This is a genomic window from Streptomyces sp. P5F9, from assembly GCF_057961495.1.
The window spans coordinates 1-6,018 of the sequence record NZ_JBXVPZ010000542.1 but is presented as its reverse complement, the minus strand read 5'-3'; the positions used below and the strand labels follow the sequence as shown (position 1 = coordinate 6,018).

The window sequence follows — 6,018 nt, the reverse complement described above, 5'->3', positions numbered from 1 at the left end:
CTCGGAGGCCACGCGCTGGACGGCGGCTCTCCCGCGCCAAACGGCCGCCGACCGAGGGCGGGAGGAGCAGGGTCGGCGGCCGTTTGGCGCGGGAGAGCCGCCGTCCAGCGCGTGGCCTCCGAGAAGGGCCGAACCCAGTGGATCGCGGTGAGCCGTGTGCCGGGAGCGTGCGTGGCGCACCGGCGTGTGCGCATGGTTCACACGGGGCGCATGGAAAGTCGAAAGCCCGTGCTGGTGGACCGAGTTGTCGCCGCATCTGACTTTCTTTCAATGGTATGGAAGTTACCCAAGTGCCTTGTTGGGCAGGGTGGGTTGTGCAAGGGTGAAACACCCGCGCGGGGGTAATGCCCGGGGCTCATTGACCTGTTGATGAACCGAATCCGAGGGATCCACTCCGTGTCCATCCCGCATCCCCCTCGTCCTCCTTACCCGCCGCCGGACGGCGGGGCCCCCGAGGAATCCGACGAGACCCTGGCCGCCCGGCTGCGGGGCCGTCCGGAGGGCGAGGCCGCTCATTCCGTCGCGCTGCTCATGGCACGGCACTGGCGGCCGGTCGAGGATTACGCGGGCATCTGTCTCGCCGCCGAGGGGCCCGTGCCCGCCATGGCCGCGGCGGCCGCCTTCCACCGGGTGTTCGACCGGCTGACGTTCGGCGAACACGGTGTGGCGCTGCGGCCCCGGTTGCTGCTGACCGTGCGCGACACGATCCGGGAGTGGTCGACGGAAGAGCGAATATCCAGTGTTGTTCCCGACCTGGAGAATCCCTCCGGGGGCCGCGCCATGCGTGCCGCGAAGTCGATGACGGCGGAAAATCGCAAGCTCGCCGAGCGGTCTTTCCAGACGCTTCCGCCGTTCGCCCAGTGCCTGCTGTGGCACACCGAGGTCGAGGCCGAGTCGATAACCGTGCCGGCGGCCCTGCTCGGCATGGATACCGACAACGCGTCGGCCGCTCTCCAACAGGCGCACGAAAAATTCCGCGAAGGCTGTGTACGCGCCCACCGGGAACTCGCGCCGACCCAGGATTGCCGCTTCTACAACCGCCTCCTCGACGTCCCGATCCGGCGTGGCGGCGAACTGCTGCCGGATGTCCAGCAGCATCTCGCCCAGTGCCGCCACTGCCGTTTCGCCGCCGAACAACTCAGCTATTTCGAAGGCGGGTTGGGTGTCCTCCTCGCCGAGGCCGTGCTCGGCTGGGGCGCCCGCCCCTACCTCGCATCACGGCCCGGCCGTGCCGGGCGCGAGACACGGACGAGGACGGCCTCCCGGCACGGCGGACACACCGGCGGCAGCACGGGACGACACCGGCTGCTGTCCCGCATCCCCGCACCCGGCCGCCGTCTCGTGGACGCGGCCCGGTCGGCCCGGTTGGAACGGTCGCCCCGATCGCTGTTCGTCGGCGTCGGTCTGATCGGTGCCGGGGTCCTCGCGACGGTGTTCGCCGTCGTCCTGTGGCCGGCCGACGGCGGCGGCACCGCCGGTCCCGTCGCCTCCAGCACCACGAACACCGGCTCCGGACACGTGTCGACATCGGCACCCGGCACCGCCAGGCTCCCCGCCACACCCCAGCGGACGCGGCTGCACAACGCCGCCGCCGACCTGTGCCTCGACATCCGGGGCACCGCGAAGGCCGGCGCCGGCGTCGTCCTGGCGGTCTGTTCGTCGGCCGGGACCCAGGAGTGGTCGTACGACACCGACGGGCTGCTGCGCAGTGTGGCGAGCCCCGGGCTGTGCCTCGACTCGCACGCGGACGCCGGTGTCGTCGTCCTCGGCACCTGCGCCGACGGGAAGGCCAAGCGCGGCAACGACGTCCGCTACGACCTCACCGTGCAGGGCGAGTTGCTGCCCCGCTGGAACTCGGAACTCGCGCTCACCTCCACCACCAAGGACCCGGGCGCCGACATCGTCCTCAAGGTCCGCGACGGCTCCACCGCGCAACGCTGGCTGACCGACTCGGTGACGGCCAGCCCCGGTTCGCTGTCGATCGCCGGCACGGGAGCCCCGTCACCGCGCCCCGCGAAGATCGCGGACCGGCTCAACTGACCACATCGGAGGGCGACGTGCCGGTCAGGTACCCGGCGGCGTTCTGCACGGCGGCCAGCGCGATCCGGAGCACCGTCTCCCGGGTCACACCGCCGGCGTGCGGTGAGAGCACCACGTTCGGGGCCTTGAGCAACCGCAGGGCCGGGGTGGGGGGTTCGGGGTCGAAGACATCCAGGCCGGCACCCGCGAGGGCCCCGGTTTCGAGAGCGTCCGCCAGGGCGTCCTGGTCGATCAGGGCGCCCCGCGCGGTGTTGATCACGAACGCGCTCGGCTTGAGCAGCGCGAGTCGCTCCGCGCTCAGGAGATGCCGGGTCCCGTCGGTGAGCGGCGCGTGCAGGGTGACGTAGTCGGAGAGGCGCAGCAGTTCGTCGAGCGGGACGTGCCGGGCGCCGCCGAGCCGGGCGGTCGTCTCCTCGGGGACGGGGCGTCGGCCGGCGTAGACGACGGTCATGTCGAACGCGGCCGCGCGGCGGGCGACTTGCCGCCCGATGGCGCCCAGTCCCACGATGCCGAGCGTCTTGCCGGACAGCTCGGTCAGGGATCGCTGCAACCGGGGCAGCGCCCAGTCGCCCTCGACGAGTGCGGTGTGCGCGGGGACGAGTTGCTTGGCAAGCGCCAGCATGAGGGCGAAGGTCTGCTCGGCCACGTTCTGTGCCTCGGCACCGCTGGAACCGATGGTGCAGACGACGACCCCTTGGGCGCGGGCAGCGTTCAGGTCGACGTAGTCGAAGCCGTGACTCGCGCACTGCACCAGCTCCAACTCCGGTGCCGCGGCGAGGTGTTCGGCGGTCACCGGGGAGAGCGCGGTGATGACGACGTGCGCCGCGCGCAGGGCCTGCGGGTCCTCGTCGACCGTCTCGACGACGGTGACGTCCACCCCGTCGGGCAGCAGCGTCGCGAGTCCGGCTCCCGCGGTGCGGCCGCCCATGTGGGGTGGGACGACGGCCAGGACGTTCTTCGTGGGGGACATACGAAATCCTCGTCGGGGTGGGGGAGGCAGGCGGGCGTCCGTGCGTGCGTCAGGACCGGGTGGCCGACTCGACGAGTATCCGGGCCAGTTCGCGGGGCTGGGAGAACATCGGCCAGTGGCCCGTGTCCATCCGGACCAGCTCCCAGCGCCCGCTCGCGACCGGTTCGTCCGCCGGGGCCGGCAACTCGTCACCATCCAGGAGGCACTTGATGTAGGTGGCCGGGAGGTCGGCCAACGGGTGGGCCAGGACCGCCGGTTCGGTGAGCGCGGCACCCGGGTGCGGGGTCCCCTCGGTGACTATGCGGGTGATCTGCTCGTCCGTGAGGCCCTGGCCCGCGTAGTCCGCGGGGTCCAGGGGCGGCCAGTAGCCGTCGTTCTCGTCGAGCGACTTCCTGACGAAGTCGCTCGGGAAGCCGTCCAGGAACGACTCCCCGTCGACCGGCACGTTCGCGTCGACGAACACCACCCGGGCCAGCCGGTCGCCGATCCGCTCCGCGGCTTGACCGACAGGCACACCGGAGTAACTGTGTCCGACCAGGACCACGTCCCGTAGACCGAGGCGCTCGACCTCGTCGACGATGTCCTGGACATGGGTCTGCTGCCCGGCCGGAACCCCCCGCTTCTCCGCGAGCCCGGACAAGGTCAGCGCATGCGCCTCGTGCCCGGCTCCGCGCAGCTCGGGCACCACCTCGTCCCACGCCCACGCACCGAGCCACGCGCCCGCCACCACCACGAATCGAGTCATGGTCCCAACGTAACCGCCGGGTCTGACAACGACCTTCCCGGAACGATCAGACCGCCCGCGCCACGGCCCGTACCGGCGCACCGTCCGCCCCCGGCAGCCGCAGAGGGAACAGGAACAGCTCCACTTCCGGAACATCCACCAGCTGCTCCAGACCCGTGAGGTTCTCGGCGATCACCCCGCCCGCGCCGCACAGGACTCGGTGCGCGGGCAGGCCGAAGCCGGCCGTCACATCGCCGGGTTCGGGCGTCGGATCGACACTCAGCGCGTCGACCGCGACCGTACGCACGCCCGCCGCGACGAGGGCCTCGGCCGTCTCCGGGGTGAGCCACGGGTGGGCGAGGTAGCGGTCGGTGCCCCAGTACGCCGACCAGCCCGTGGTCAGCAGAACGAGGGCCCCGGGCCTCAACTGCCCCAGCGCCGGAGCAAGCAGGTCGGGCGTGATCGGCGCACGGTCCGGCAGCCCCCGTACGTCGGCCGGCACCGCGGGCCCGGCGAAGCGCTCCAACGGCAGTTCGTCGAGGCGGGGCCACGCGTCGTCCACGTGGTACGGGGCGTCGACATGCGTGCCCGACTGCGAACCCATGTGCAGCTGAAGGACGTTGACGCCGTCCCGGGGTGCGCGCAGGGCGGGGGAGACCTCGACGGCCGGGTCACCGGGATACACGGGCATCCCGGTGACGACGGGCACCGACAGGTCGATCCAGGCCGACATCAGCCGGCCTCGGCGGCCACCGCGGGCGCCTTGGACTCCGCACCGGGGCCGGTGATCGGCGGCACCGGCACCTCGACGGTACGGGCCAGCCGCGCGCCCTCCGGGCCGTACGCGGCACGGGGTTCGGGGAACAGCCGGAGCAGGCCCAGGAACAGCACGGCGGCGACGGCCAGCGACAGCGGCAGGCTGATGTCGACGCCGTTGGCCAGGTCGCCGAGCGGGCCGACGAACTGCCCCGGGATGTCGGTGAACAGCACACCGACGACGGCGGCCACCCACCAGGCGGTCATGCCGCGCCAGTTCCAGCCGTGCGCGAACCAGTAACGCCCGCCGCGCTGACGGCGGTTGAAGACCTGGAGCGCGTCCGGGTCGTACCAGCCGCGCCGGGTGTAGAAGCCGAGCATCATCACGACCATCCACGGTGTCGTACAGGTGATGATCATCGTGGCGAAGGTGGAGATCGACTGCACCAGGTCGAGGCCGAAGCGCCCGATGAAGATGAACGCGATGGACAGCACACCGACCAGGATCGTCGCCTGCACCCGCGACAGCCGCGGGAACACCGACGAGAAGTCGAGCCCGGTGCCGTAGAGCGAGGTCGTGCCCGTCGACATGCCGCCGATCAGGGCCAGCAGACAGACCGGCAGGAAGAACCAGCTCGGCGAGATCGCGAGGAGTCCGCCCACGAAGTTCGGGGCGGCCGGGTCGACGTACTTGGGTGCCTTCGTGGCGATGATGCTCGCGGTCGCCAGACCGAAGACGAACGGCAGCAGGGTCGCGACCTGGGAGAGGAACGCGGCACCGACCACCTTGCGGCGCGGCGTGTTCGCCGGGATGTAGCGCGACCAGTCGCCGAGGAACGCACCGAACGACACCGGGTTGGAGAGCACGATCAGCGCCGCGCCGATGAACGACGGCCAGAACAGCGACTGGGTCGCCGCGTCCGCCGAGGACGTGAAGACACCGGCGTACGACGGGTCGAAGTCACCGGCGAAGGCGATCGCGCCGAGCAGGAACAGGACCGTCGCGGACAGCACGGCGATCTTGTTGATGAACAGCATGAACCGGAAGCCGTAGACACAGACCGCGAGGACCAGGACCGCGAACAGCGCGTACGCGACGACGTAGGAGAGCGTGCTCTGCTCCAGGCCGAACAGCCGGTGCGCGCCGCCGACCAGGGCGTCGCCGGAGCTCCACACCGAGATGGAGAAGAACGCGACGGCGGTGAGCAGGGACAGGAACGAGCCGACGACCCGGCCGTGCACGCCCAGGTGCGCGGAGGAGGCGACCGCGTTGTTCGTGCCGTTGACCGGGCCGAACACCGCCATCGGGCACAGGATCAGGGCGCCGACGACGACTCCCAGGAGCGTGGCCGCGAGGCCCTGCCAGAAGGAGAGGCCGAACAGGATCGGGAAGGCACCCAGCACGCAGGTGGAGAAGGTGTTGGCACCGCCGAACGCGACCCGGAACAGGTCGAGCGGGGTGGCGGTGCGGTCCGCGTCGGGGATGCGCTCGACGCCGTAGGTCTCGACCTCGGTCAGGGACTGGCTC

The 6,018-nt window shown here is 71.2% G+C and carries 5 protein-coding genes; 1 reads left to right on the top strand and 4 read right to left on the bottom strand.

The genetic code is table 11. From position 1 onward, the window contains the following. Positions 1-396 precede the first annotated feature (396 nt). Positions 397-2,040 (top strand): RICIN domain-containing protein, encoded by a 1,644-nt coding sequence (locus tag AC31A1_RS45030; RefSeq protein WP_489658866.1) that lies wholly within the window; start codon positions 397-399, stop codon positions 2,038-2,040. On the opposite strand, the gene AC31A1_RS45025 is transcribed toward AC31A1_RS45030, so the two are convergent. The 4 genes from AC31A1_RS45025 to AC31A1_RS45010 are packed head-to-tail and all read right to left on the bottom strand — an operon-like array spanning position 2,033 to position 6,008. Continuing rightward, positions 2,033-3,010 carry a 2-hydroxyacid dehydrogenase gene (locus AC31A1_RS45025; RefSeq protein ID WP_489658865.1) on the bottom strand — a complete coding sequence of 326 codons (978 nt, stop codon included), beginning with the start codon at positions 3,008-3,010 and terminating at the stop codon, positions 2,033-2,035. The genes AC31A1_RS45030 and AC31A1_RS45025 overlap by 8 nt on opposite strands. Positions 3,011-3,059: 49 nt before the next feature. After that, complete coding sequence (locus AC31A1_RS45020; RefSeq protein ID WP_489658864.1) at positions 3,060-3,755, bottom strand: alpha/beta fold hydrolase; 696 nt, start codon at positions 3,753-3,755, stop codon at positions 3,060-3,062. 46 nt (positions 3,756-3,801) lie between these two features. Further along, positions 3,802-4,467 carry a cyclase family protein gene (locus AC31A1_RS45015; RefSeq protein WP_489658863.1) on the bottom strand — a complete coding sequence of 222 codons (666 nt, stop codon included), beginning with the start codon at positions 4,465-4,467 and terminating at the stop codon, positions 3,802-3,804. Then, positions 4,467-6,008 carry a purine-cytosine permease family protein gene (locus tag AC31A1_RS45010; protein ID WP_489658867.1) on the bottom strand — a complete coding sequence of 514 codons (1,542 nt, stop codon included), beginning with the start codon at positions 6,006-6,008 and terminating at the stop codon, positions 4,467-4,469. The genes AC31A1_RS45015 and AC31A1_RS45010 overlap by 1 nt, the downstream gene beginning before the upstream one ends. Between the last annotated feature and the right edge of the window lie 10 nt (positions 6,009-6,018).